The sequence below is a fragment of the Streptomyces sp. NPDC029139 genome, assembly GCF_055564335.1.
Genome location: NZ_JBVHWN010000004.1, coordinates 391,737 through 414,714, shown reverse-complemented (window position 1 = coordinate 414,714; position 22,978 = coordinate 391,737). Strand labels below are relative to the sequence as shown.

The 22,978-nt window shown below is 71.0% G+C and carries 23 protein-coding genes; 10 read left to right on the top strand and 13 right to left on the bottom strand.

Going from position 1 to position 22,978, the window contains the following annotated elements:
- Positions 1–22: 22 nt before the first annotated feature.
- The 5 genes from ACZ4VW_RS13010 to ACZ4VW_RS12990 all read right to left on the bottom strand — a co-directional run bounded on the left by ACZ4VW_RS13010 (position 23) and on the right by ACZ4VW_RS12990 (position 4,726).
- On the bottom strand, positions 23–811 hold the full coding sequence (locus ACZ4VW_RS13010; protein ID WP_467961493.1) for an aldose epimerase family protein: 789 nt from the start codon (positions 809–811) through the stop codon (positions 23–25).
- A 21-nt stretch (positions 812–832) separates the two neighbouring features.
- Positions 833–1,789 carry an SRPBCC domain-containing protein gene (locus ACZ4VW_RS13005; RefSeq protein ID WP_467961491.1) on the bottom strand — a complete coding sequence of 319 codons (957 nt, stop codon included), beginning with the start codon at positions 1,787–1,789 and terminating at the stop codon, positions 833–835.
- 68 nt (positions 1,790–1,857) lie between these two features.
- Positions 1,858–3,633 carry a polyamine aminopropyltransferase gene (locus ACZ4VW_RS13000; protein ID WP_467961489.1) on the bottom strand — a complete coding sequence of 592 codons (1,776 nt, stop codon included), beginning with the start codon at positions 3,631–3,633 and terminating at the stop codon, positions 1,858–1,860.
- Positions 3,634–3,708: 75 nt separating this feature from the next.
- Entirely contained in the window at positions 3,709–4,227 is a 519-nt protein-coding gene (locus ACZ4VW_RS12995) for a DUF2617 family protein (protein WP_467961487.1), read from the bottom strand.
- 307 nt (positions 4,228–4,534) lie between these two features.
- Entirely contained in the window at positions 4,535–4,726 is a 192-nt protein-coding gene (locus tag ACZ4VW_RS12990; protein ID WP_467961485.1) for a hypothetical protein, read from the bottom strand.
- Positions 4,727–4,820: 94 nt separating this feature from the next.
- Between ACZ4VW_RS12990 and ACZ4VW_RS12985 the strand changes: the two genes are divergently transcribed.
- Together ACZ4VW_RS12985 and ACZ4VW_RS12980 are read left to right on the top strand one after the other, a co-directional pair.
- The gene (locus ACZ4VW_RS12985) at positions 4,821–6,002 is read left to right on the top strand and encodes a pyridoxal phosphate-dependent aminotransferase (protein WP_467961483.1); all 1,182 of its coding nucleotides are present in this window, start codon (positions 4,821–4,823) and stop codon (positions 6,000–6,002) included.
- A 301-nt stretch (positions 6,003–6,303) separates the two neighbouring features.
- A complete protein-coding gene (locus tag ACZ4VW_RS12980) occupies positions 6,304–7,350 on the top strand; it encodes a glycosyltransferase family 39 protein (protein WP_467961481.1) in 1,047 nt (348 codons plus the stop codon).
- Between the two features lie 12 nt (positions 7,351–7,362).
- Here ACZ4VW_RS12980 and ACZ4VW_RS12975 read toward each other — a convergent pair whose 3' ends face one another.
- Together ACZ4VW_RS12975 and clpB are read right to left on the bottom strand one after the other, a co-directional pair.
- On the bottom strand, positions 7,363–7,893 hold the full coding sequence (locus ACZ4VW_RS12975) for a type III secretion system chaperone family protein (RefSeq protein ID WP_467961479.1): 531 nt from the start codon (positions 7,891–7,893) through the stop codon (positions 7,363–7,365).
- A 138-nt stretch (positions 7,894–8,031) separates the two neighbouring features.
- Complete coding sequence (clpB, locus tag ACZ4VW_RS12970; RefSeq protein ID WP_467961477.1) at positions 8,032–10,617, bottom strand: ATP-dependent chaperone ClpB; 2,586 nt, start codon at positions 10,615–10,617, stop codon at positions 8,032–8,034.
- 114 nt (positions 10,618–10,731) lie between these two features.
- Here clpB and ACZ4VW_RS12965 point away from each other — a divergent pair, with 114 nt between their 5' ends.
- Positions 10,732–11,145: a pyridoxamine 5'-phosphate oxidase family protein gene (locus ACZ4VW_RS12965; protein ID WP_467961475.1), complete on the top strand. Its 414-nt coding sequence runs from the start codon at positions 10,732–10,734 to the stop codon at positions 11,143–11,145.
- 106 nt (positions 11,146–11,251) lie between these two features.
- On the opposite strand, the gene ACZ4VW_RS12960 is transcribed toward ACZ4VW_RS12965, so the two are convergent.
- Positions 11,252–11,572, bottom strand: coding sequence for a (2Fe-2S)-binding protein (locus ACZ4VW_RS12960; RefSeq protein WP_355113395.1), 321 nt, complete (start codon positions 11,570–11,572; stop codon positions 11,252–11,254).
- On the bottom strand, positions 11,569–11,844 hold the full coding sequence (locus ACZ4VW_RS12955) for a 5'-nucleotidase (RefSeq protein ID WP_467961472.1): 276 nt from the start codon (positions 11,842–11,844) through the stop codon (positions 11,569–11,571). The genes ACZ4VW_RS12960 and ACZ4VW_RS12955 overlap by 4 nt, the downstream gene beginning before the upstream one ends.
- 127 nt (positions 11,845–11,971) lie before the next feature.
- On the opposite strand from ACZ4VW_RS12955, the gene ACZ4VW_RS12950 reads away from it, so the two are divergent.
- Positions 11,972–12,955 carry a helix-turn-helix transcriptional regulator gene (locus tag ACZ4VW_RS12950; RefSeq protein WP_467961471.1) on the top strand — a complete coding sequence of 328 codons (984 nt, stop codon included), beginning with the start codon at positions 11,972–11,974 and terminating at the stop codon, positions 12,953–12,955.
- A gap of 5 nt (positions 12,956–12,960) precedes the next feature.
- Entirely contained in the window at positions 12,961–13,434 is a 474-nt protein-coding gene (locus ACZ4VW_RS12945; RefSeq protein ID WP_467961469.1) for a hypothetical protein, read from the top strand.
- Positions 13,435–13,515: 81 nt separating this feature from the next.
- On the opposite strand, the gene ACZ4VW_RS12940 is transcribed toward ACZ4VW_RS12945, so the two are convergent.
- The 4 genes from ACZ4VW_RS12940 to dnaK are packed head-to-tail and all read right to left on the bottom strand — an operon-like array spanning position 13,516 to position 17,691.
- The gene (locus ACZ4VW_RS12940) at positions 13,516–13,974 is read right to left on the bottom strand and encodes a heat shock protein transcriptional repressor HspR (protein WP_467961467.1); all 459 of its coding nucleotides are present in this window, start codon (positions 13,972–13,974) and stop codon (positions 13,516–13,518) included.
- Positions 13,975–13,978: 4 nt separating this feature from the next.
- A complete protein-coding gene (dnaJ, locus tag ACZ4VW_RS12935; protein ID WP_467961465.1) occupies positions 13,979–15,166 on the bottom strand; it encodes a molecular chaperone DnaJ in 1,188 nt (395 codons plus the stop codon).
- Between the two features lie 30 nt (positions 15,167–15,196).
- Positions 15,197–15,847 (bottom strand): nucleotide exchange factor GrpE, encoded by a 651-nt coding sequence (gene grpE / locus ACZ4VW_RS12930; RefSeq protein ID WP_467961463.1) that lies wholly within the window; start codon positions 15,845–15,847, stop codon positions 15,197–15,199.
- The gene (gene dnaK, locus ACZ4VW_RS12925) at positions 15,847–17,691 is read right to left on the bottom strand and encodes a molecular chaperone DnaK (RefSeq protein ID WP_467961461.1); all 1,845 of its coding nucleotides are present in this window, start codon (positions 17,689–17,691) and stop codon (positions 15,847–15,849) included. Before dnaK ends, grpE begins: the two co-directional genes overlap by 1 nt.
- Before the next feature lie 249 nt (positions 17,692–17,940).
- Here dnaK and ACZ4VW_RS12920 point away from each other — a divergent pair, with 249 nt between their 5' ends.
- The 5 genes from ACZ4VW_RS12920 to ACZ4VW_RS12900 all read left to right on the top strand — a co-directional run bounded on the left by ACZ4VW_RS12920 (position 17,941) and on the right by ACZ4VW_RS12900 (position 22,977).
- The gene (locus ACZ4VW_RS12920) at positions 17,941–18,447 is read left to right on the top strand and encodes a sugar transferase (RefSeq protein ID WP_467961459.1); all 507 of its coding nucleotides are present in this window, start codon (positions 17,941–17,943) and stop codon (positions 18,445–18,447) included.
- Positions 18,448–18,590: 143 nt separating this feature from the next.
- Positions 18,591–20,843 (top strand): (Fe-S)-binding protein, encoded by a 2,253-nt coding sequence (locus ACZ4VW_RS12915; RefSeq protein ID WP_467961457.1) that lies wholly within the window; start codon positions 18,591–18,593, stop codon positions 20,841–20,843.
- 302 nt (positions 20,844–21,145) lie between these two features.
- Positions 21,146–21,991, top strand: coding sequence for a Yip1 family protein (locus tag ACZ4VW_RS12910; protein ID WP_467961455.1), 846 nt, complete (start codon positions 21,146–21,148; stop codon positions 21,989–21,991).
- Between the two features lie 211 nt (positions 21,992–22,202).
- On the top strand, positions 22,203–22,589 hold the full coding sequence (locus ACZ4VW_RS12905) for a WXG100 family type VII secretion target (protein WP_467961453.1): 387 nt from the start codon (positions 22,203–22,205) through the stop codon (positions 22,587–22,589).
- A gap of 88 nt (positions 22,590–22,677) precedes the next feature.
- Positions 22,678–22,977, top strand: coding sequence for a WXG100 family type VII secretion target (locus ACZ4VW_RS12900; protein WP_467961451.1), 300 nt, complete (start codon positions 22,678–22,680; stop codon positions 22,975–22,977).
- The last annotated feature ends 1 nt before the right edge of the window (position 22,978 follow it).

Here is a 22,978-nt window from a genome sequence, read left to right as displayed (position 1 = left end):
ACGAGCTTAGAGCCGACCGCGCTCACAGCCGCCGCCAGGCCCACGTGGCGGCGATCTCCAGCGGCTCGATGGGGGTCACGTACCGCGGGTGGGTGTTGAGCCCGTTCGGCGGACCGGTCTGCGGCTCCACGCAGACGGCCTCCTGCTGCTCGTCGTAGACGACCACCCACTCCGTGCGGCTGGTCACCTTCAGCTCCAGCCGCTCCGGCCAGGTGAGGGTGACGTCCACGCCGTCGGGCATGCCGAAGCAGTCGTCCCAGGGGCCCGGGGTGGGGCCGATCCGGCGGCCGGTGGGGAGATGGTCGGCGCCGCGCTCCTCCTGCCAGCCGGGGGTGAAGTCGATCCGGACGGGCGCGCCGCCGTCGAGGCTCCGGTTGAACCAGGGGTGCCAGCCGGCCTGGGCCGGGAAGGAGTCCTGGGACGTCTCCACGCCGAGGGTGAGCGTGAGCCCGTCCTCGGTCAGCTCGACGAGCTGGGTGACCCGTCCGGCGTACGGCCAGGGGTCCCCCAGCTCGTACGTGAAGGCCGCCTCGCGCTCGTCGGCGCGGACCGTCTTCCACGCCGTGTCCCGGCCGGTGCCGTGGATCGCGTGCGGCGGCGAGTTGAGCGGGAGCTGATGACTCACCGCGCCGTCCTGGAAGCGCCCGTACGCCGTGCGCCCGCACCAGGGCACCATCGGGAAACACCCGTAGCGCTCGCCCTGGCGCAGCAGTTCCGTTCCCCCGACGCGCAGGCTCTCGATCCGGCAGCCGTTCTCGGGGTTGATGGTCAACTCGGCGTCGCCCGCCGTCAGTCGTGTCAGCTCGCTCACGCCTCCGACAGTAGACGGGGATCAGCGACGGCGGCGCAGCGCCCGGCCGACGACGACCGCGGAGGCGATGGCGAGCGCGGCGGCAGGGGCGATCCAGCGCAGGGTGGCGCCCGCGGTGGTCGAGTCGGGCGCCGGCACGGGCGCGTACCGGCCGCGCGGCGGGGCGTGGTCGACCTCCTCGGCGCTCCTCCCGATCATGGTCCGCCGGGCGTGGGCGGCCTCGGCGGCGGGAGGCTCGGCGGGGTACTCGACCGGCGCGTCGTCGAAGTCACCGCCCACGAAGGGGTCGAGGGAGGGGGGCGGGACGGGTGTCTCGAAAACCGACGGGCGGTGGGGCTCCTCGACGCCGTCGTCGACGCCGTCGCTGTCACTGTCGGCCTCGTCGTCGCCCTCGCCGTCCACCACCTCGGCATTCACCACCTCGGCGGCACGCACGTCAGCGGCACGGAGCTCAGCGGCCGCCGCGGCCTGGGGGGCCCCGTCGTCGGCCTTCTCGGGGTCCCCGTCGTCGGCCTTCTCGCGGTCCCCGTCGTCGGCCTTCTCGCGGTCCCCGTCCGCGACGGCGGTCAGGCCCTCGGCGAACTTCTCGAGCAGCCGCAGCGCCGCCGACTCACGCGCCTGCTCGGAGAGGTCCGCGAGCCGGCCGGCCTGCTTCACGGTGCCGACGAAGGTGAGCGTGGTCCCGTCCGCCACCGGGGTGAGCGCGATCGTCAGGGACAGTTCCACCGTGCCCTTGCCGCGCACCTCGCTGCCCTCGCCCTCGACGGCGACCACGCCGTCCCGCTCGGTCAGCCGCAGCGCGCCCCGGTAGGTGATGGTGTTGCCACCGGCACGGATTCTCAGCCGGCCCGCCAGCGGTCCCGCCTCGGCGTCGGCGTCCTGCTGGAGACCGGGGACGCAGCGCGCCACCCGGGCGGGGTCCGTGAGCGTTTCGCGCAGGACGTCGGCCGGTACCGGAACGAACACCTCATGCTCCATGGAAGCCGAGCCTACTCAGACCGGGCGTCGGCGTCGCCTGTTTGTCCGGGTGTGCTTACGGGCGGCGCTCAACCGCCGTAGCGCGGGTGCACCAGTGTGGAGGGCGGCGGCCCGGCCCCCTCGGGGTCGCGGCTCAGCTCCGCGTCGCGTGCTCCCGCCGCCAGGGCGTCCGCCGTCAGGGACCGCAGCCGGGGCGCGTCGGGGGCGAGGGCCAGGTCGGGCGGGTAGGTGCCGGCGACCGCCAGGACGTACCCCCAGTCCCCCGTCCTGCCGGCCTTCCCGGCGCCCGGACCGGCCTCCGTCCCCGCCTTCGGACCGGGCTCCGTCCCCGGGTTCGGCCGCCCGGCCTCCGTCCCCGGGTCCGCGGCACCGGACGAGCGGTGGGCCCGCTCGGCCCGGTCGGGCCCCGCGGCGAGGCTCGCGCCCCGGCCCCGCGCGCCGTAGGGCCGGGTCGCGAAGCCGGCCGCGCGCAGGGTGGAGTCCACCGTCCAGAAGGTGCGGGGGCTGGCGGAGACCGAGCCCGCGTGGACGACGAGACGTCCGCCGTCGGCGAGGATCCGGGACGTGAGCCCGTAGAACTCCTCCGAGTACAGCTTGGTGCCGGCGGTGATCCCCGGATCGGGCAGGTCCGAGATCACCACGTCGTACCGCCGGCCCTCCGGCGCCCCGCGCAGCCAGCGGAACGCGTCCGCGATCGCCACCTCGACCCGCGGGTCCCGGTACGCGTGGCCGTTGAGCGCGGCCAGCTCGGGGTTGGTCCGGGCGAGTCGTACGACCCCGGGGTCGGGTTCGACGACCGTGACCGAGCGGACCCCGGGGTAGCGCAGCACCTCACGCGCGGCGAGACCGTCGCCGCCCCCGATGATCAGCACGCGTGCGTGGGGCCCGTTCATCGCGGGGTGCACCAGCGACTCGTGGTAGCGGTGCTCGTCCTGCCCCGCGACCCGCAGCCGCCCGTCCACGAACAGATCCGGCGGTCGGCCGCGCTCCCCCGCCACGACCACCTCCTGAAGGTCGGTCCGGACGGCGACCCGCACGCTGTCCCCGTACACCGCGCGCCGGGCCGCCCTCTCGAAGTCGTCGACGAGGACGGTGGCGGTGGCGAGGACGGCGAGCACCGTCACGTTCGTGGCGATCAGCAGCGCCCGGGACCGGGGGGTCAGGTCGCGGGCGAACAGCCAGAGCACCAGGCCGCCGCCCGCCACCGCGTTCACCGCGCCGGTCACGAGCGCGCCGGTGAGCTGCCCGAGCCAGGGCAGCAGCAGGAACGGGAAGGCCAGACCGCCGACCAGCGCGCCGACGTAGTCGGCGGCGAACAGGTCGGCGACCGTCCCCGCGGGATCGGCGGGCGCGGCGGGATCGGCGCGGCCCCCCTTCTCCCGTGCGCCCGCGGCGCGCGCCGACTCCGCCCGCTGGATCAGCGACATCAGGAGCGGGATCTCCGCCCCGATGAGCACCCCGATGGCGAGCGAGAACCCGACCAGGACGTACCGGGCCTCTCCCACCCACGCGAAGGCGGCGTGCAGCACCAGGGCGGAACACCCGCCGATCAGCGCCAGTCCGCCCTCGACCAGGCCGAAGCCGACGGCGGCACGGCAGCGCAGCCGTTTGGCGAGCAGCGAGCCGACGCCCATCGCGAAGACCATCACGGACAGCACGACGGACGCCTGCGTGACCGAGTCCCCCATCAAGTAGGAGCCGAGCGCCACCAGTTCCAGCTCGTAGACGAGTCCGCAGGCGGCGCAGACGAAGACCACGGCGAGAACCGGATACCGCACCGCGCTCGGCCGCACGGGCAGCCGCGTCACCCTCTTGGGTGGCATGGTCACGGGCGGATCGATCATGTTCGTAACGCTACGTCACACCCGTATCGCTGATTGTCACCCACACGAGTGCACCTGAGGCGCTGGGGTAGCGCGTTACAGCGTTGCGGGCATACGAACGCCGATCCGCGTCCTGGTGACCACCAACTGCCCTTCCTGCGGGTACGCGTGCCAGGTGCGCCACCGCACCTGGCCCTCGTGGCGCTGCGCCAGCATCGCCGTGAAGGCGTGCGGGGAGCCGGGGAAGGTCCCCGCGAGGCCGTGGGGATGGTCGGCGACGAGCGCGAGCAACTCCTGCGCGCGCCCCGCGAACGAGCCGTGGGACAACGTTTCGACGCGCGCCGCGAATTCGTACTCCCATGCGCCGACGCGCTTGGAGACGCCCAGCGGCAGCGGCGTACTGCTGCCGCGCATACAGGCGACGGTCTCCGAACAGCTGTGCTTCTCTTCCTCCAGAAGCACCTGATGGGAGGCGCCGAGCAGCCGCAACTGCAGCCTCGCGCCGGACAGTTCGAGGTCGAGAACGGCGAGCGCGGGCAGCGGCTCGCGCCCCAGCGCCCAGGCCAGGTCGGCCGCACGCGTGTCGGTATAGGTGGTCTTCAGGGTCGTGAGCATGGGTCGGCTCCGCAAACACGGTTTGACGGGTGGGCCGGGGGCGCCCCGGAGAAAGGGTTCAACGGGAGTGGGGGATCGCCGCTCGGGTCCACACACGGTCCGAGGGCTGTCTTGAACAACTGCGAGGGAATCATGGACTTCGAGCGACTCGCAGCGTTTTTACCCAACTTGCATTGGTTTCCATCCCCTACGGGGACCCCACAGTTCACTTGTTCACTCGGGCCCGGGAACGGGCCGCAACACGACGGTGCCCGGCGGCGTTTGGACCGGCCGGGCACCTGGTGATCGCGAGGTCGACTGCCCCGTGTCAGTCGCCCCCGCCACCCCCGCCGCCGCAGCCGCCGCCACCGCCGCAGCCGCCACCGCAGGAGGAGGAACCGCCCCCACCGCTCGACCAGCCGCCGCGCCCGCCCCGGCCACCGCGACGGCCACCGCCCCGGCCGGCCAGCAGGCCGATCACGACGACGAGAACGACGAATCCGATGATCAGTACTGCCATTCGTGTCACCCCCCGTAAGTCTGTGTGAGGGTGGGATGCCCCTCGGGGCTCACGCCCAAAGCGCACTTGAGGAACTCCAGAGCTTCGGCCCAGGATGGCCGTCATGACACGACCGCTGCTCAACCGCCGGCTCGCCGCGTTCGGGACGACGATCTTCGCCGAGATGTCCGCGCTCGCCCTCCGGACCGGGGCGATCAACCTCGGGCAGGGCTTTCCCGACACCGACGGCCCGGAGCAGATCCGGGAGGCGGCGGTCCGCGCCCTGCGCGACGGGCGCGGCAACCAGTACCCGCCGGGGCCGGGCGTCCCCGAACTGCGCACGGCCGTCGCCGAGCACCAGCTGCGGCGCTACGGCCTCACCTACGACCCCGACACGGAGGTCCTGGTCACGGTCGGCGCGACGGAGGCCATCGCCGCCTCGCTCCTCGCCCTCGTGGAGCCGGGCGACGAGGTCATCGCCCTGGAGCCGTACTACGACTCGTACGCCGCCTGCATCGCGATGGCGGGCGGCACCCGCGTGCCGGTCACCCTGCGCCCCCACGACGGTGCCTTCCGCCTCGACCTGGACGAGCTGCGGGCGGCGGTCACCGACCGGACCCGGCTGATCCTCCTGAACACCCCGCACAACCCCACCGGCGCGGTCCTCAGCCGCGCCGAACTGACCGCGATCGCCGAGCTGGCGCGGGAGCGGGACCTGCTCGTCGTCACCGACGAGGTGTACGAGCACCTGGTCTTCGACGACGCCGAGCACCTGCCGATCGCGAGCCTGCCGGGGATGCGGGAGCGCACGGTCACCATCGGCTCGGCCGGCAAGACCTTCTCCTTCACCGGCTGGAAGGTCGGCTGGATCACCGCCGGCCCGGAGCTGACCGCCGCCGTCCGGTCCGCCAAGCAGTTCCTGACGTACGTGGGATCGGGGCCGTTCCAGTACGCCGTCGCGGAGGCGCTGCGCCTGCCCGACCCGTTCTTCGACGACCTGCGCGCCGATCTGCTCGCCAAGCGCGACCTGCTGAGCGACGGCCTCGCCGGAGCGGGCTTCACGGTCTACCGGCCGGCCGGCACCTACTTCGTCACCGCCGACATCCGCTCCCTCGGCGCGTCCGACGGCATCGCGTTCTGCCGCGCCCTGCCCGAGCGCGCCGGTGTCGTCGCCATCCCCAACGCGGTCTTCTACGACCACCGTGAGGCCGGCGCGCCCTTCGTGCGCTTCGCGTTCTGCAAGCAGCGCCACGTCCTGGAGGAGGCGGTGGCGCGGCTGAAGGCCCTGGCGCCCTGAGGGGCGTCCGGCGGTGGCCCCGGGCGGTCCCGGGGCAGCCGCCGGGCCGCGCCGGCCCGGGTGGTTTTCACCCGTGTGGACCCACCCCTCGCGCGCGCCCCCTCCGTGCCGCGCCGATGGTCGGGTAGACCGATTTGTCGGGCCGACCTGATTCCCGTGCGCACGGAGGTGCACCCTGTCCGCCGAGACTCTCGACCGCCCGGCCTCACCCGCCGGTGTCCGGAGCGTCCCCCGCTGGCGGGCCTCGCTGCACCGCGCCGCGCCCGCCCTCGGTCTCTTCGCCGCCGCGCGGCTGACCGGGATGCTCGTCCTCGCGGGCTGGGCCTGGCACATCGGACGCTCGCCGCGCGCGCTGCTCGCGAGGTCCTGGGACTCCGACTGGTACACCCGGATCGCCGCCCACGGCTACGGCCGCACCCTCCACTGGCCCGACGGCGTCGTCCAGTCCGACCTGGCCTTCTTCCCGCTCTACCCGGCGCTCGTCCGGGGCCTCACCACCGTCCTGCCGGTCACCGGCGGGACGGCCGGGCTGCTGCTGTCCTGGCTGTCGGCGGGCGTCGCGGCCTGGGGGATCTTCCTGATCGGCGAGCGGCTGCGCGGTCGGCGCACCGCCGTCGTCCTGGTGCTGCTGTGGGGCCTGCTGCCGCACTCGATCGTGCTGTCGATGGCGTACACCGAGCCGCTGATGACCGCCTTCGCCGCCTGGTCGCTGTACGCGCTGCTCACCCGGCAGTGGCTGTGGGCGGGCACGCTGGCCGCCCTGGCCGGACTCTCCCGCCCCAACGGGATCGCCGTCGCCGCGGCGGTCCTGGCGGCGGTGGCGTGCGCGCTGTGGCGCCGGGAGGGGAACCGGCGGCTGTGGGCCGCGGCCGCGCTGGCTCCGGCCGGCTGGCTCTCGTACGTGCTCTGGGTCGGTGTGCGGCGCGGCGACCCGCTCGGCGGCTACTTCGCCGTGCAGGACGGCTGGACCTCGCGCTTCGACTTCGGGGTGGGCACGCTCGTCTTCGTCCGGGACATGCTGCGGGGGCCGACCCAGTTCGGCTTCGCGATGGCGCTGCTGATCACGGGCGCGGGCGTGCTGCTCTTCGCGCTGCTCGCCCTGGTGGAGCGGCCGCCGCTGCCCGTCCTGGTCTACACGGGCGTCCTGGTGCTCATCACGGTCTGCGGCTCGGGCTTCTTCGAGTCCAAGCCGCGCTTCCTGCTGCCCGCGTTCCCGCTGCTGCTGCCGGTGGCCCACGCACTGACGAGAGCCCGGCCGCGAGCCGCGATCGTGGTGATCACGGCCCTGGCCGGGCTCTCGTTCTGCTACGGGGTGTACGCGCTGACGCTCGCGCGCATGGCCCTGTGAGGAGCCGAGGGACTACTCGCCCTCGCCCTCCTTGTCCGCGGGGGACTCCAGGCCGAACTGCTCCACGAGCCACTTGTCGAACTCGATGGAGGCGCGGACCCAGCTGACGGTGGAGGACACGAAGTGCTCCAGCGCGACGCCGGTGCCGATCAGCATCTGGGCCTCGCCGATGAGCCGGAGGGTGGCGGAGCCGTCCTCCTCCTCGTGCAGGTGCGTGTACACCTTGGGCCACAGGGTGCGGCGGTTCCAGTCGTCGATCGCGTCGAGGACCTTGGCGCGGTCGTCGGCGGAGTGCGGGCGGTCGTAGAACGTCCGCACCGAGAAGACGCGCTGGTCCTCCTCGCCGCGGAACATGAAGTACGTCCGGAACTCCTCCCACGGCGCCGCGAGGTCACCCTCGTCGTCGACGACGTACTTCAGCTCCATCTGGTCCAGGAGCTGCTTGACGAGATCCTGGTCGGGAACGACGGGGCCCGCCGGTCCTGCGGCCTGAGGCTGGGGCTGGCCCCCGAAATTCGGAATCGAGGACGGGTCGATGCTCACCGTGAATATCCCTTCGTACGGTTGCCGCCATCCTCTCCCATGCCGGGCGGTACGGCGCAAGCCCCACCAGCCGCGATCCGCTGCGAGCTGACAAGATCTGGCTCCCCTGGCGGACAGCGCGGCCGGTGGGGCGGCCGGTCACTGCGCCGCGCCGACGATCAGGCCGTCCTCGAAACGGTCCACCCGGACGGTGTCGCCGTCCTTCACCTCGCCGGCGAGGATCTCCTTCGCCAGCCGGTCGCCGATCGCCGTCTGGATCAGGCGGCGCAGCGGGCGGGCGCCGTAGGCGGGGTCCATGCCCTCGGCGGCGAGCCACTCCAGCGCGGCGGGCGTGACGTCGAGCGTGAGCCGGCGTTCGGCCAGGCGCTTGGCGAGCCGGTCGATCTGGAGCTCGGCGATGCGTCCCAGCTCGGACTTGGCGAGGGCCGAGAAGACCACCAGGTCGTCGAGCCGGTTGAGGAACTCCGGCTTGAAGGAGGCCCTCACCACCTCCAGGACCTGCTGCTTCTTCGTCTCCGCCGAGGAGAGCGGATCCATCAGGTACTGGCTGCCGAGGTTCGACGTCAGGATCAGGATGGTGTTGCGGAAGTCCACCGTCCGGCCCTGTCCGTCGGTCAGCCGGCCGTCGTCGAGGACCTGGAGCAGGATGTCGAAGACCTCCGGGTGGGCCTTCTCCACCTCGTCGAGCAGGACCACGCTGTACGGGCGGCGGCGGACCGCCTCCGTGAGCTGGCCGCCCTCCTCGTAGCCGACGTAGCCGGGAGGCGCGCCGACGAGCCGGGCGACGGAGTGCTTCTCGCCGTACTCCGACATGTCGATGCGGACCATCGCCCGCTCGTCGTCGAAGAGGAAGTCCGCGAGCGCCTTCGCCAGCTCGGTCTTGCCGACACCCGTCGGGCCGAGGAAGAGGAAGGAGCCGGTGGGCCGGTCGGGGTCGGCGATCCCGGCGCGCGTACGGCGCACGGCGTCGGAGACGGCCCGTACGGCCTCGGTCTGGCCGATGAGCCGCTTGCCGAGCTCGTCCTCCATCCGGAGCAGCTTCTGCGTCTCGCCCTCCAGCAGGCGGCCGGCGGGGATGCCGGTCCAGGAGCCGACCACGTCCGCGATGTCGTCGGGGCCGACCTCCTCCTTGACCATCGTGTCCTTGGAGACCTCCTGCTCGGCCTCGGACGCCTCCTCCAGCTCCCGCTCGAGCGCGGGGATCTCGCCGTAGAGCAGCTTGGACGCGGTGTCGAAGTCGCCGTCGCGCTGCGCCCGCTCGGCGCGGCCGCGCAGCTCGTCGAGCCGCTCCTTGAGCTCACCGACCCGGTTGAGGGACTGCTTCTCCTTCTCCCAGCGGGCGGTCAGGCCCCGCAGCTCCTCCTCGCGGTCGGCGAGGTCGCGGCGCAGCTTCTCCAGCCGCTGCCTGCTCGCGTCGTCGCTCTCGTTCTTGAGCGCCAGCTCCTCCATGCGCAGCCGGTCCACGGCGCGCTGGAGCTCGTCGATCTCGACGGGCGAGGAGTCGATCTCCATCCGGAGCCGGGACGCGGCCTCGTCGACGAGGTCGATGGCCTTGTCGGGGAGGAAGCGGGAGGTGATGTACCGGTCGGAGAGGGTGGCCGCGGCCACCAGCGCCGAGTCGGCGATCTGGACCTTGTGGTGGGCCTCGTACCGTCCCTTGAGGCCGCGCAGGATCGCGATCGTGTCCTCGACGCTCGGCTCGGCGACCAGGACCTGCTGGAAGCGGCGCTCCAGGGCGGGGTCCTTCTCGATCCGCTCGCGGTACTCGTCGAGGGTCGTCGCGCCGACCATGCGCAGCTCGCCGCGGGCCAGCATCGGCTTGAGCATGTTGCCGGCGTCCATCGCGGAGTCACCGCCGGCGCCGGCGCCGACGACGGTGTGCAGCTCGTCGATGAAGGTGATGATCTGGCCGTCGCTCGCCTTGATCTCGGACAGGACGGTCTTCAGGCGCTCCTCGAATTCGCCGCGGTACTTGGCGCCCGCGACCATCGCGCCGAGGTCGAGCGCGACCAGGCGCTTGTTCCGGAGCGACTCGGGCACGTCGCCCTTCACGATCCGCTGGGCCAGCCCCTCGACAACGGCGGTCTTGCCGACGCCGGGCTCGCCGATGAGGACGGGGTTGTTCTTGGTGCGGCGGGAGAGCACCTGGACGACGCGCCGGATCTCCTGGTCGCGCCCGATGACGGGGTCCAGCTTGCCTTCCCGCGCGGCGGCCGTGAAGTCCGTGCCGAACTTCTCCAGTGCCTTGTACTGACCCTCCGGGTCGGGTGTGGTCACCCGGCGTCCTCCCCTTGCCTTTTCGAACGCGTCGAGCAGTTTCGCGGCGCTCGCCCCCTGCCGGGCCAGCACCTCGCCGGCCTGTCCGCCCTTCGCCGCGATCCCGATGAGCAGGTGCTCGGTCGACAGATAGTCGTCCCCGAGCTCCTTCGCGCGCTTGTCGGCGTCGGCGATGACGGCGAGCAGGTCGCGGTTGGGCTGCGGCGGCGCGACCGTGGAGCCGGTCACGCTGGGCTGGGCGGCCAGCAGCCGCTCCGCACCGGACCGTACAGCGGCCTGGTCGGCGTCGACGGCGGCGAGCAGGTCGACGATGTTCTCGTTGTCCTGGCCGGCGAGGAGCGCCAGGAGAAGGTGCGCGGGGGTGAGGTCGGGATGTCCCTCGGACACGGCACGGCTGGTGGCCGTGGTGAGGGCGTCCCGGCTCTTGTTGGTCAGCTCGGCGTCCACGTGCGGTCTCTCCTCCTGTCACAGCGTGCCTGCTGGGCGTACGACTCCCGTTCGTTTGACTCATATAGCGTACACAAAGTTGAGTCCATTCCGCTCAAGGATAGGCTTCGCGGCATGGCGACTGACCCCAGGAATCCGGACGACGCGTACCTCAGCTTCTGGCGCGAGTACCACATGTGCACCCTGACCACCCCGCGCCCGGACGGCAGTCCGCACGTCGTGGCGGTGGGCGTGACGTACGACCCCGAGGGTGGCGAGAAGGGCATCGCCCGGGTGATCACCAACAAGCACAGCCGCAAGGTCGCCAACGTGCTGGCCGCGGGCCCGGACGGCGCGCGCGTCGCGGTCTGCCAGGTGGACAAGGGGCGCTGGGCGACGCTGGAGGGCGTGGCGCGCATCCGTACGGAGCCGGAGGTCGTCGCGGACGCGGTGGACCGTTACGCGGCGCGCTACGGCCGGACCCCGGCGCCGAACCCGGACCGGGTGGTCATCGAGATCGCGCTGACGCGGGCCATGGGCCGGGCGTGACGGAGCCGCACCCGGGCAGCACAGCGGCGCCATCGCGTTTCAGGTCCGCGATGGCGCCGCTGTGTGGGGGAAGTACCTGAGCGATCTACAACGACGGGGGAACCGCTCAGGCACTGCGGGGGGTGGCGGTGAGGGTCTCGGGCTCGACCAGCTGGTGGTCCCGCTGGTCGAGATTGACGAAAATCATGCCGTACCGGATGGCACAGCGAACGGGCTGCGGGGCACCGCGGGGCCGGCGCAGGCACCGGTAGGCGCGAACGTCCTCGTCCTGCTCACGAGCGACGACGATCGGCTCTCCGAAGAGGGTGACCATCAACGAATCACCACGGTGGGGGATGGCCGTGACGAGATCGATGAAATGCCACCCGGATCGATAGGCCGAAGCCATCTCTCGCCGGAAGACCCGGTCGTCCGGCGGCACGGTCATGCGTCCGCGCCGGCCGGGGCAGAGTCCCACACCGGGTCGGCCTGGGCCGCCGGGGACGCATCCCACACCGGGTCGATCTGGGCCGCCGGGGCGACGTCCCACACCGGGTCGCGTTCGCCGGCCGGGACGAGGTCCCACACCGGGTCACTGGGAGCGGCGACAACGCCCGCAGGAGCGCTGTCCCATACCGGGTCGCTGGTGGCCAGCGCTCCTACCGCCGCCGCCCCTATGAAGACGGAAGCAAGTACCGAGCGAAGCAGTTTTCTGGACATGAGCGGCTTCGACCTCACTTGATGGTTTCCTCTCCCCCGCGTACAAGACGATGGCTCAGTCTTTGCGCTTCCACCACCAGGGCAATGCATCATGTTCCTGAAATACAGGATCCTGGGGGGTGTTCAAATGCCGCAGAACGAACTAGAAGCGACACATCCCCACGGTCATGTCGATCTCTGTGCAGCCGGATCGGACTTGTACGCCAGTGCGTTGCGTACCGGGCGAATAACCAGGAGCGAGGCAGAAGCGGCACCCTGCCTCATGGACCTGGCACTTCTCCATCCCGACGCCGACGACCCCGCGTGGCTGCGGCCCGTCCCACCCTCGGCGGCACTGGCCCGGCTCGTCCACCCCCTGGAGCGGGAAATCCAGGAGCGGCGCACCCTGGCCATGGGCCTCTCCAGCGTTTTCGAGCCGTTCATGGCCATCAGCGCGCAGGATCCCTCGACGACCCACGCGATCACCGTCCTCGAGGGCATCAACCGCATCGACGCCGTCCTCGGCCGCGCCACCGCCGAGTGCTCGCAGGAGCTGCTGACCATCCAGCCCGGCGGCGGACGCAGCGAACACACCCTCAACACCGCGCTCCACCGCATCCAGCCGCTCCTCGAGCGCGGGGTGCGCGTCCGCACCCTGTACCAGCACACGGCGCGGCACAGCCACGGCATGCAGGTCTACCTCGAACAGGCGGGCATGGACCGGCTCCAGGTGCGGACCCTGGAGGAGAGCATCGAGCGGCTCATCATCATCGACCGCTCGGTCGCCCTGATCCCCGCCCGCCAGGACCGCCAGGTCGCCCTGGAACTGCGCCACCCCGGTCTGGTCGAGTACCTGGCGACCGTCTTCGAACAGTCCTGGGCCCGGGCCACCCCCTTCGGCGAGCAGGTGCCGTACGCCCAGACCCACGACGGCATCAGCGGCATCCAGCGCTCCATCGCCAAACTCCTCGTCGAGGGCCATGTCGACGAGGCCATCGCCCGCCGGCTCGGCATGAACGTCCGCACCTGCCGCGCCCACATCGCCAAGCTCGCCGCCGCCCTCGGCAGCGGCAGCCGCGCCCAACTGGGCTATCTCATCGCCCAGTCGGGAATCCTGGACCGGGACCACTGACCCTCATGTACGTACAGATCGACCTGGACGGCCCGGCCGGCACCCTGCGGGTCTCCGGGCACGGGACGCCCACCGTGGAGCTCGTCCGGGCCCCGGGGGCCCCGGTGAACGAGCACGTCCCCATCGGGACCCGCAAGGCCGCCTTCCTGACCCTCACCGTCGACGGGCGGCCCGCCAGGCTCCGGCCGGCCCGCGGGCGGCTGCTGCGCCGGTCGTACCGGGTCGACGCCCGCGTCGACGGGACCCGTTACCGCCTGGTGCCCAGCTCCTGGCACGAGAGCCGGCTGGTCCGCGACGGGCGGCGGATCGGCGTCCTGGAGTCCTCCGGCGACGGCCGGGTCGAGACGGAGTGGCGGCCGGGCGCCGCCGTCGATCCCCACGACCGCGCCGTCGGCACCGCGCTGGCCGCCGCGTTCGGGACCGGGGCCGCGCCGTGGTGGGAGACGGTGGGCGACATCCTCGGTGAGCTCATCCCCTGACTCCGCCACCGGCGTGAACACGACGAGGCCCCCTCCACCCGGGAGGGGGCCTCGTCACTTACGTCGTACGCGACCGGCCGGCTACTCGACGCCGGGCCGCTTCGGGCGCCAGACCACCAGCGCGCTCGCCTGCTGCACGTCCTGGTACGGCACCAGATCACGCCGGTACGAGGCGTGGACCTGCGCCTCGCGCTGACGCATCGTCGCCGCCGCGCCCTCGACGGCCGCCGACAGCTCGGCGACCCGCTGCTGCAGCGCCGCGACCTGGTTCTCCAGCTCGATGATGCGCTTGATGCCCGCCAGGTTGATGCCCTCGTCCTGCGACAACGCCTGCACCGTGCGCAGCAGTTCGATGTCACGCGCCGAGTAGCGCCGGCCCCGGCCCGCTGTGCGGTCGGGCGAGACCAGACCGAGGCGGTCGTACTGCCGGAGGGTCTGCGGGTGCAGGCCCGAGAGCTGGGCCGCCACCGAGATGACGTACACCGGCGTCTCGTCGGTCAGTTCGTACGGGTTGCGGCTGCGTCCCGGTCGGCTGTCCATCGGGTCAAGCTCCCTTCGCGGCCTGGAACAACTCTGCCCTGGGGTCCTCGCCCGCCGTCGCCTGACGGTAGGTCTCGAGGGCCTCGCGGGCCTTGTCGTCGAGCTCCTTGGGCACCGCGACCTCCACCGTCACCAGCAGGTCGCCGCGTGTGCCGTCCTTGCGGACCGCGCCCTTGCCACGGGCGCGCATGGTCCGGCCGTTGGGGGTGCCGGGGGGCAGCTTCAGCGTGACCGCCGGACCGCCCAGGGTCGGCACCTTGATCTCGCCGCCGAGCGCCGCCTCGTCGAACGTGACGGGCACGGTGACGGTCAGGTTGTCGTCCTTGCGGCCGAACACCGGGTGGGCGTCGACGTGGACGACGACGTAGAGGTCGCCGGCCGGGCCGCCGCGCTCGCCGGGGGTCCCCTTGCCGCGCAGCCGGATCCGCTGCCCGTTCGAGACACCGGCGGGGATGCGGACCTGCATGGTGCGGGAGGACTTGGCCCGCCCGCTGCCCTTGCAGACGTCGCAGGGGGTCTCCGCGATCAGACCGCGGCCCTTGCAGTCCACGCACGGGTCGGTGAGCGAGAAGGAGCCGCTGCCGCCGCGCGAGACCTGACCGGTGCCGACACAGGTCGGGCACACACGGGGCGTGCCGTTCTTGTCGCCGGTGCCCGAACAGGCCTTGCAGGGCGCCTGGGAGGACATCCGCAGGGGCACCGTGGCGCCCTCGATGGCCTCGGTGAAGCTGAGCGTGACCTCGGACTCGATGTCCTGGCCGCGGCGCGGCTGCGTCCGCGTGCCCGGACCGCCGCCCGCGCCCCGGTTGAACAGTCCGCCGAAGACGTCGCCGAGGCCGCCGCCGAAGCCGCCCGCCCCGCCCGCGCCGCCGGGACCCTGGGCGCCTCCGAAGAGGTCGCCCAGGTCGAAGTTGAACGTGCCGGCGCCCGGTCCCCCGGGGCGGAAGCCGCCGTTGCCGAAGAGCGCGCGGGCGTCGTCGTACTCCTTGCGCTTCTTGGGGTCACCGAGGATGTCGTTCGCCTCGGAGATCTCCTTGAAGCGCGCCTCGGCGCTCGCGTCGCCCTTGTTGGCGTCCGGATGGTTCTCGCGGGCGAGCTTCCGGTACGCCTTCTTGATCTCGGCGTCGGTGGCGTCCTTGGGGACGCCGAGAACCTTGTAGTAGTCCTTCTCGACGAAGTCCTTCGTGCTCATCGACGTCCCTCCTCCCGGACGATCATTGCGTCACCCCTCCTCGGGGGCACCGCTCTCCTCGTCGGCCGACTTCTCTTCCTTCGCGGCCGGCGTCGCCCCGGGCTGAGGCTCGGCCACGGCCACGCGGGCGGGCCTGATGGTCCGCTCGCCGATGCGATACCCCGGCTGCAGGATCGCCACGCAGGTCGTCTCGGTGACGTCCGGCGCGTACGAGTGCATCAGGGCCTCGTGGATCGTCGGGTCGAAGGGCTCGCCCTCCTTGCCGAACTGCTGCAGACCCATCTTGGCGACGACGGTCTCCAGCGATTCGGCCACCGACTTGAACCCGCCCACGAGCTCACCGTGGTCCCGGGCCCTGCCGACGTCGTCGAGCACGGGCAGGAGCTCGGTCAGGAGGGTCGCGACGGCGATCTCCTTGACCGTGACCCGGTCCCGCTCCACGCGGCGGCGGTAGTTCTGGTACTCGGCCTGGAGCCTCTGGAGGTCCGCGGTGCGCTCGGAGAGCGCGCTGCGTGCCTGGTCCAGCTGGGCCGTCAGACCGGCGGTCTGGCTCACGTCCCCGGCCGGGGCCGCCGGGACCTCCTCCGTGGAGGGGGTCTCGGCGGCTTCGGCGGCGTCGTCGGATCCGGCGCCGGAGGGGACGTCGGGCTTCTCCTCGAAGCCCGGGGTCTCCTCCGTCATCAGGCAGCGCCACCCTTCGGCTTCTCGTCATCGACGATCTCGGCGTCGACGACATCGTCATCGGCCTTGGTGTCGGCGCCGGGGGTCTCGCCGCCCGCGGCCTGGGCGGCCTGGGCGTCGGCGTACATCGCCTGGCCGAGCTTCTGGGAGACGGCCGCGACCTTCTCGGTGGCGGTACGGATCTCCGCGGTGTCGTCGCCCTTGAGCTTCTCCTTCAGCTCCGCGACAGCGGTCTCGACCTCGGTCCTGACCTCGCCCGGGACCTTGTCCTCGTTGTCCTTGAGGAACTTCTCCGTCTGGTAGACCAGCTGCTCACCCTGGTTACGGGTCTCGGCGGCCTCGCGACGACGGTGGTCCTCGTCCGCGTACTGCTCGGCCTCCTGGCGCATCCGGTCGACCTCGTCCTTCGGCAGCGAGGAGCCACCGGTGACGGTCATCTTCTGCTCCTTGCCCGTGCCCAGGTCCTTCGCGGTCACGTGCATGATGCCGTTGGCGTCGATGTCGAACGCGACCTCGATCTGCGGGACACCACGCGGCGCCGGCGGCAGACCGGTCAGCTCGAACATGCCGAGCTTCTTGTTGTACGCCGCGATCTCGCGCTCGCCCTGGTAGACCTGGATCTGTACCGACGGCTGGTTGTCCTCGGCCGTCGTGAAGATCTCCGAACGCTTCGTCGGGATCGTCGTGTTGCGCTCGATCAGCTTGGTCATGATGCCGCCCTTGGTCTCGATACCCAGGGACAGCGGGGTCACGTCGAGGAGCAGAACGTCCTTGACCTCACCCTTCAGGACACCGGCCTGCAGCGCCGCGCCGATGGCGACGACCTCGTCCGGGTTCACACCCTTGTTGGCCTCCTGGCCACCGGTCAGCTCCTTGACGAGCTCGGCGACGGCCGGCATACGGGTGGAGCCACCGACGAGAACGACGTGGTCGATCTCGGACAGGTTGATGCCCGCGTCCTTGATGACGTTGTGGAACGGCGTCTTGCAGCGCTCCAGGAGGTCCGCGGTCAGCTGCTGGAACTGAGCCCGGGTGAGCTTCTCCTCCAGGTGCAGCGGGCCCTCGGCGGAGGCCGTGATGTACGGCAGGTTGATCGACGTCTCGGTGGAGGACGACAGCTCGATCTTCGCCTTCTCCGCGGCCTCGCGGAGACGCTGGAGAGCCATCTTGTCCTTGGCCAGGTCGACGCCGTGGCCGTTCTGGAACTGCTTCACCAGGTAGTCGACGACACGCTGGTCCCAGTCGTCACCACCGAGGTGGTTGTCACCGTTGGTGGCCTTCACCTCGACGACGCCGTCACCGATCTCCAGGAGCGACACGTCGAAGGTGCCGCCACCGAGGTCGAAGACGAGGATCGTCTGGTCGTCCTTGTCCAGGCCGTACGCCAGGGCGGCCGCGGTCGGCTCGTTGACGATGCGCAGGACGTTGAGGCCCGCGATCTCACCGGCCTCCTTCGTCGCCTGACGCTCGGAGTCGTTGAAGTACGCGGGCACGGTGATGACCGCGTCCACGACCTTCTCGCCCAGGTACGCCTCGGCGTCGCGCTTCAGCTTCTGCAGGATGAAGGCGCTCATCTGCTGCGGGTTGAAGCTCTTGCCGTCGATGTCGATCTTCCAGTCGGTGCCCATGTGGCGCTTGACCGACCGGATGGTCCTGTCGACGTTGGTGACCGCCTGACGCTTGGCCACCTCGCCGACGAGCACCTCGCCGTTCTTCGCGAAAGCGACGACGGACGGCGTGGTCCTGGCGCCCTCGGCGTTGGTGATGACGGTGGGCTCGCCGCCTTCCAGAACGCTGACGACGGAGTTAGTCGTGCCCAGGTCGATGCCGACCGCACGTGCCATTTCGATTCCTCCAGCTGACCGACTTGAGTGGAACTGACTCAAGGATGCATGACGGATCCCGACCCGTCAACAGACCTGAGTCTGGGTGACTCAACTCTTCGCCCTGCCGGTCACTCAAAGAGGCGCGGAGGGCGCGTCATTCCCCGGCCGGACGCCGCTCCTCATGAGAGAGTCCGGGGTGCCCCTGCCGGGGCATAGCGGGCATATCCCACGAATATCCCATGATTGTCCCTCGAAAGGGTGTGGGGAATGACGGCCAAGCGCGCACTCGACCTCCTCGGAGGACTCCTCCTGCTGGCCGTCCTGTCCCCGCTGATCTCGGCCTTCGCCCTGTCCCTGGCGCTCTCCACCGCCGGCACCGGCGGGGTGACACGCCGCCGGACCGTCGCCGGCCGGGGCGGCCGGACCTTCACGATGTTCACCTTCCGCACGAAGAGTCCGCTGGCCGGACTGCCGCTTCTGCTCCATGTCGTACGGGGGCAGATGTCGCTGGTCGGCCCGTGTCCCCTCACCCCCGGACACCGCGAGTGCACCGGCGAGGCGCGCCGCCGGCTCTCGGTACGGCCGGGGATCACGGGCCTGTGGCAGATCAGCGGGCGCTCGGAGCTGCCCTGGGAGGAGCGTGAGCTGCTCGATCTCCACTATGTGGACCATCACTGGCTGGGGATGGATCTCGCCATCCTGGCGCGTACCCTTCCAGCAGTCCGAAGACGTCGCGCGGCGGCGGGGAACACCCGGCCGGCAAGGCTTGCCTGAGCGACACAGATCACCGCAAGCGCCGCTACAGCGGGGCACCGCGAGGCGGTAATCTCAGCACGGACTGAATAAGTTACCGCTTAGTAGTGCCACACTCGGCAGTGTCGGTACTCCGCCTCGCAGGCCCGCCCGAGGAGCCCTTCATGCAACTCGCCGCGATCATCGTGTCGATCGTCATCACGGTGGTAGCCGTCGCGCTGTTCGGCCGCGCCATCGCGCAGATCTACCGCTTCGTGAAGCTCGGCCAGCCCGTGCCCGCGGGCACGCGCACCGGCGACCCCACACAGCGCACCATCACGCTGGTCAAGGAGTTCCTCGGCCACACCCGGATGAACCGCTGGGGCGTCGTCGGCGTGGCGCACTGGTTCGTGGCCGTGGGCTTCTTCTCGCTGCTGCTCACGATCGTCAACGCCTTCGGCCAGCTCTTCCAGGCCGACTGGCTCATCCCGATCATCGGCGACTGGCTGCCGTACGAGATCTTCACCGAGTTCCTCGGCCTGATGACCGTGCTCGGCATCGTCACCCTGATCGTGATCCGGCAGCTGAACCGGCCGGGCGGGGCGGGCCGCAAGTCCCGCTTCGCGGGCTCCAAGACCGGTCAGGCGTACTTCGTCGAGGCCGTCATCCTGATCGTCGGCGTCTGCATCATGACGCTGCGCGCACTGGAGGGCGTCCAGCACCACGTGACCGGCTGGGAGCCGGGCTTCTTCGCCTCGTACCCGCTGATCGCGCTGCTCGACGGGCTGGACCTGAGCACGATCCAGCACCTCACCTACTTCTTCGCGGCGCTCAAGATCGTCACGTCCTTCACCTGGATGATCACGGTCTCGCTGAACACCAACATGGGCGTCGCCTGGCACCGCTTCCTCGGCTTCCCGAACATCTGGTTCAAGCGCAACGCCGACGGCTCCACCGCCCTGGGCCCGCTGCAGCCGATGACGACCGCCGGCAAGGAGATCGACTGGGAGGATCCGGCCGAGGACGCCGTCTTCGGTGTCTCCCAGGTCGAGCAGTTCTCCTGGAAGGGCATCCTCGACTTCTCCACCTGCACCGAGTGCGGTCGCTGCCAGTCGCAGTGCCCCGCCTGGAACACCGGCAAGCCGCTCTCCCCCAAGCTCCTGATCATGTCGCTGCGCGACCACGCGCACGCCAAGGCGCCGTACCTGCTCGCCGGCGGCGGCAAGGACATGGAGGGCAACGAGAAGGCTTCGGCCGAGGCCCTGAAGGACGTGCCCGCCTCCGCGCTCGCCGAGGCCGAGCGCCCGCTGATCGGCACGCTGGAGGAGAACGGCGTCATCGACCCGGACGTCCTGTGGTCCTGCACCACCTGCGGCGCCTGCGTCGAGCAGTGCCCGGTCGACATCGAGCACATCGACCACATCGTCGACATGCGCCGCTACCAGGTGATGATCGAGTCCGCCTTCCCCTCGGAGGCCGGCACGATGCTCAAGAACCTGGAGAAGAAGGGCAACCCCTGGGGTCTGGCCAAGAAGCAGCGCGTCGAGTGGACCAAGGAGGTCGACTTCGAGGTCCCGATCGTCGGCAAGGACGTCGAGGACCTCACCGAGGTCGACTACCTCTACTGGGTCGGCTGTGCAGGCGCCCTGGAGGACCGCGCCAAGAAGACCACCAAGGCCTTCGCGGAGCTGCTGCACATGGCGGGCGTCAAGTTCGCGATCATGGGCGGCGAGGAGAAGTGCACGGGTGACTCGCCCCGCCGCCTCGGCAACGAGCCGCTGTTCCAGCAGCTCGGCCAGGAGAACGTGGCGATGCTGAACATGGCGTTCGGCGAGGACGACGAGGACGAGTCGACCAGGAAGCCGAAGTCGGCGAAGAAGATCGTCGCCACCTGCCCGCACTGCTTCAACACGATCGCGAACGAGTACCCGCAGCTGGGCGGCGAGTTCGAGGTCATCCACCACACGCAGCTGCTCCAGCACCTCATCGACGAGGGCAAGCTGATCCCGGTGACCCCGGTCGACGGTCTGATCACGTACCACGACCCCTGCTACCTGGGCCGCCACAACAAGGTCTACACGCCCCCGCGCGAGATCATGTCCGCCGTCCCGGGCCTGCGCCAGCAGGAGATGCACCGCCACAAGGAGCGCGGCTTCTGCTGCGGCGCCGGCGGCGCGCGGATGTGGATGGAGGAGCGGATCGGCAAGCGCATCAACAACGAGCGCGTCGACGAGGCCCTGTCCCTCAACCCGGACATCGTCTCCACCGCCTGCCCGTTCTGCCTGGTCATGCTGACCGACTCGGTCAACGGCAAGAAGAACGAGGGCAAGGCCAAGGTGTCCGTGCAGGTCGTCGACGTGGCGCAGCTGCTGCTCGACTCGGTGAAGGCGAAGCCGGAGCCGGAGGAGTCCGTGGCGGAGCCGGTGTCGGCCGAGTAGTCCGGTCGCGTCCGTACGACACGAGAAGGGCCGTCCCGCGAGCATCGCGGGGCGGCCCTTTCCCGTGGTCCGGGGGCGTGCGGGGGGGCGGCGGGGGGCGGGGCTCGTGTCCGGCCCCCTGCCAGGCCCCTGCCCGGGCCCTGCTCGCGGCCCCTCCGCGCGGGCCCTGCTCGCCGGCCCTGCCCGGGCCCTGCTCGCGAGCCCTGTCCGGGCCCCGGAGACCCCCTAGGGGATGTCACAGCTCAGCGGCAAGCTCGGTGGCGATTGAGCCCCTCACGGCGGGAGCGGGTACGTTCGATGACGTGGCTGGATTCAGGAACGGACGCGGCCGGGACAACCGCCCCCCGCAACATCGACCGCAGCAGGCGCCGTACGGGTACAACGCGGCCCCGCCGCCCCACCCGCAGCAGCAGTGGCCCCCGCAGGCCCCTCAGGGCAGCGGCGGCGGGTACGGGGAGCCGGAGTACTTCGGTGACCCGCACGGGCCGCAGCAGCAACAGCAGCAGCACTACGCGGCGAACACCCCGGGCCACACGCAGATGTTCAGCGTGAACGAGGACCCCTACGTCGGCGGCGCGAGCTACCAGGCCGCCCCCGTCCCCACGGGCCCCCGCCTGCCCTGGAAGGCCCTCCTGAGCGGCATCGTGCTGCGCCCGGCCCCGACGTTCCTGCAGATGCGGGACCACGCCGTCTGGGGCCCGGCGCTGGTCGTCACCTTCCTCTACGGTCTGCTGGCGATCTTCGGCTTCGACAAGGCGCGCGACGAGGCGATCAACGCGACGCTGTCGACGGCGATCCCGTACGTCCTGATGACGGGCGTCGGCTTCGTGATCGCCGGCCTGATCCTGGGCGCGGTCACCCACACGCTGGCCCGCCAGCTCGGCGGCGACGGCTCCTGGCAGCCGACCGTGGGCCTGTCGATGCTGATCATGTCGATCACGGACGCGCCCCGGCTGGTCTTCGCGCTCTTCCTGGGCGGCGAGAACGGCCTGGTGCAGGTCCTCGGCTGGATCACCTGGCTGGCGGCGGCCGCGCTCTTCACGACGATGGTGAGCCGCTCGCACGACCTGCCGTGGCCGAAGGCACTGGGCGCGTCGGCGATCCAGCTGGTCGCGCTGCTCTCCCTCATCAAGCTGGGCACGCTGTAACGCCGTACGTACGAGAGAGGCCCCCGCCGGATGCCGGCGGGGGCCTTTTCCGTAGGTTCCGACGTGCCCCGGCGCGTTCCGGCCTGTCGCGCCGTAACGGGGGTCACGTGCGGCACTCCGCTCCCGGTCGTCATGTGCGCATGCAACGTTGTTATGGTCGACGGCAGCTCCAGCGAAGCGAGTTGAGGGAATTTCAGAGGAAGGCGGCACAGTGGGGAACGCCGATCTCGACGTCTCGGACGACGATCTGACCAGGCTCGCCGGAGACCTCGACGCGATGCAGCGCCACCTGGACGGCCAGGTCCGGCGGATGGACGCGGTCGTCGACCGCATCGAGGCCGGCTGGAAGAGCGACGCGGCCAGGGGATACCGGGCGCTGCACCGCGGGGTGGCCGAGGACGCGGTCCGTATCCGGGAGATCCTGGTCGTCCTGGAGGAGGCCCTGCGGTTGAGCCGCGACGGGTTCACCCAGCAGGAACTGGACACCCTCCGCCGGATGCGGTCGGCCCAGTCCCAGGTCGACGTCTCCCGCGAGGCCGAGGCACTGTCCGAGGGACCCGCGGCCACGGCGCCCACCAGCCGCATTCTCGACGTCTGATGACGTCGGACGTGGGGTGTCGGACGTCCGACGCCCACACGTCCGACGTCCACTCACCTACCGAACTCACGGGGACACGGGGACGAACATGGCCGACGACTACATAGGCGTCAGCTTCAGCACGCTGCGCGAGGCGGCAGGCGAACTGGAGGACATACTCCGCCAGCTCAACCAGCGTCTGGAGACGCTGTACGGGCGCACGGAGAAGGTCGTCCTGGCCTGGCGGGGCGAGGCCCGCGAGGCATTCGTCGAGGAACTCGACCAGTGGGACAAGCAGATGCAGGACCTCCAGGCCGCCCAGGCGTGGCTGCACGAGGTCGTCACCACCGGACACGCGAACTACGCCGAGGCCCATCGCGCCGTCCTGCGCGGCTGGGGGGCGGGCTGAG

Bases quoted from the DNA above. Each gene is read 5' to 3' on its own strand.
- ACZ4VW_RS12945 (WP_467961469.1), top strand. From the start codon at position 12,961: ATGTACGTACAGATCGACCTGGACGGCCCGGCCGGCACCCTGCGGGTC.
- grpE (WP_467961463.1), bottom strand. From the start codon at position 15,847: ATGACGGAGGAGACCCCGGGCTTCGAGGAGAAGCCCGACGTCCCCTCC.
- dnaJ (WP_467961465.1), bottom strand. From the start codon at position 15,166: ATGAGCACGAAGGACTTCGTCGAGAAGGACTACTACAAGGTTCTCGGC.
- ACZ4VW_RS12955 (WP_467961472.1), bottom strand. From the start codon at position 11,844: ATGTCCAGAAAACTGCTTCGCTCGGTACTTGCTTCCGTCTTCATAGGG.
- ACZ4VW_RS12940 (WP_467961467.1), bottom strand. From the start codon at position 13,974: ATGGACAGCCGACCGGGACGCAGCCGCAACCCGTACGAACTGACCGAC.
- ACZ4VW_RS12960 (WP_355113395.1), bottom strand. From the start codon at position 11,572: ATGACCGTGCCGCCGGACGACCGGGTCTTCCGGCGAGAGATGGCTTCG.
- dnaK (WP_467961461.1), bottom strand. From the start codon at position 17,691: ATGGCACGTGCGGTCGGCATCGACCTGGGCACGACTAACTCCGTCGTC.
- ACZ4VW_RS12920 (WP_467961459.1), top strand. From the start codon at position 17,941: ATGACGGCCAAGCGCGCACTCGACCTCCTCGGAGGACTCCTCCTGCTG.
- ACZ4VW_RS12980 (WP_467961481.1), top strand. From the start codon at position 6,304: ATGCTCGTCCTCGCGGGCTGGGCCTGGCACATCGGACGCTCGCCGCGC.
- ACZ4VW_RS12950 (WP_467961471.1), top strand. From the start codon at position 11,972: ATGCCGCAGAACGAACTAGAAGCGACACATCCCCACGGTCATGTCGAT.
- ACZ4VW_RS13000 (WP_467961489.1), bottom strand. From the start codon at position 3,633: ATGATCGATCCGCCCGTGACCATGCCACCCAAGAGGGTGACGCGGCTG.
- ACZ4VW_RS12985 (WP_467961483.1), top strand. From the start codon at position 4,821: ATGGCCGTCATGACACGACCGCTGCTCAACCGCCGGCTCGCCGCGTTC.
- ACZ4VW_RS12915 (WP_467961457.1), top strand. From the start codon at position 18,591: ATGCAACTCGCCGCGATCATCGTGTCGATCGTCATCACGGTGGTAGCC.
- ACZ4VW_RS12990 (WP_467961485.1), bottom strand. From the start codon at position 4,726: ATGGCAGTACTGATCATCGGATTCGTCGTTCTCGTCGTCGTGATCGGC.
- ACZ4VW_RS12965 (WP_467961475.1), top strand. From the start codon at position 10,732: ATGGCGACTGACCCCAGGAATCCGGACGACGCGTACCTCAGCTTCTGG.
- ACZ4VW_RS12995 (WP_467961487.1), bottom strand. From the start codon at position 4,227: ATGCTCACGACCCTGAAGACCACCTATACCGACACGCGTGCGGCCGAC.
- ACZ4VW_RS13005 (WP_467961491.1), bottom strand. From the start codon at position 1,789: ATGGAGCATGAGGTGTTCGTTCCGGTACCGGCCGACGTCCTGCGCGAA.
- ACZ4VW_RS12900 (WP_467961451.1), top strand. From the start codon at position 22,678: ATGGCCGACGACTACATAGGCGTCAGCTTCAGCACGCTGCGCGAGGCG.